A 1,410-nucleotide genomic window follows, 5' to 3' on the forward strand; every position below is an offset into this window, starting at 1 on the left:
GGGACTGTGGATCTTTCGGTGTTTCCGGTCTGACCCGCCGGGCGTAGCCCGGCGAGGAAGGCGCCGTGATGACCACGACACTGGATGATGTGACCCCTCGCGAGAAGAAGCCGGAGCTGTCGGCGGAGGCCGCTGCCGCGGCGGAGTTGGTGCGCCTGGCCAAGGAGCAAGGCCTGTCGCTGACCGGCCCGGACGGGCTGCTCAAGCAGTTCACCAAGGCGGTCCTGGAGACCGCGTTGAACGAGGAGATGACCGAGCACCTCGGCTATGCCAAGCACGATCGGGCCGGTGCCGGTGCCGGTGCCGGGTCGGGGTCGGGCAACGTGCGCAACGGCAGCCGCTCGAAGACGGTGCTGACCGACGCCACCGGTCATGTCGAGATCGAGGTGCCACGCGACCGCGCGGGCACGTTTGAGCCGCAGATCGTCAAGAAACGCCAGCGCCGGTTGACCGGCGTCGACGAGATCGTGCTGTCGTTGTATGCCAAGGGCCTGACCACCGGCGAGATCTCGGCGCACTTCGCGGAGATCTACGGGGCGTCGGTCAGCCGCGAGACGGTCTCGCGGATCACCGACAAGGTCATCGAGGAGATGAATGATTGGGCGGTGCGGCCGCTCGACGCCGTCTACGCGGCCGTGTTCATCGACGCCATCGTGGTCAAGGTTCGCGACGGTCAGGTCGCGAACCGGCCCGTCTACGCCGCGATCGGGGTCACCCTCGACGGCGAAAAGGACGTCCTCGGATTGTGGGCCGGCACCGGGGGTGAGGGCGCCAAGTTCTGGATGAGCGTGCTCACCGACCTGCGCAACCGCGGCGTGCGCGACGTGTTCTTCGTGGTCTGCGACGGGTTGAAAGGCCTGCCGGACGTGGTCAGCAACGTGTGGCCGCAAACGATCGTGCAAACGTGCATCATCCACCTGATCCGCAACACGTTCCGGCTCGCCTCGAAACGCGACTGGCCGGCGCTGCAACGCGACGTCAAGCCGATCTACACCGCCGTGAACGCCGCTGCCGCCCGGGCCGCGTTCGAGCACCTCGCCGAGACCTGGGGCCAGCGTTACGCCGCGATCATCAGGCTCTGGGACAACGCCTGGGAGGAGTTCATCCCGTTCCTGGACTACGACATTGAGATCCGCCGCGTGCTCTGCTCCACGAACGCGATCGAGTCGTTGAACGCCCGCTACCGCAGGGCGATCAAGGCCCGCGGCCACTTCCCGTCCGAGCAGGCCGCCCTGAAATGTCTCTACCTGGTCACCCGCTCACTGGACCCGACCGGTCAAGGCCGGGCACGATGGGCGATGCGCTGGAAACCCGCCCTGAACGCCTTCTCGATCACCTTCGGCGACCGGTTCCCGGCCGCCGAAACCTACTAACCAAAGACGCCGGAAACACCGTTAGCGAGACAGTCCC

At 66.7% G+C, this 1,410-nt stretch carries 1 protein-coding gene; it reads left to right on the forward strand.

Annotated elements, in window-relative coordinates; translation table 11 throughout:
• Positions 1–68 precede the first annotated feature (68 nt).
• Positions 69–1,373: an IS256 family transposase gene (locus tag AB0M36_RS37625; RefSeq protein WP_364167596.1), complete on the forward strand. Its 1,305-nt coding sequence runs from the start codon at positions 69–71 to the stop codon at positions 1,371–1,373.
• Positions 1,374–1,410 lie beyond the last annotated feature (37 nt).

It is taken from the genome of Actinoplanes sp. NPDC051346 (assembly GCF_040682215.1).
Taxonomy (GTDB): domain Bacteria; phylum Actinomycetota; class Actinomycetes; order Mycobacteriales; family Micromonosporaceae; genus Actinoplanes.

Bases quoted from the DNA above. Each gene is read 5' to 3' on its own strand.
- AB0M36_RS37625 (WP_364167596.1), top strand. From the start codon at position 69: ATGACCACGACACTGGATGATGTGACCCCTCGCGAGAAGAAGCCGGAG.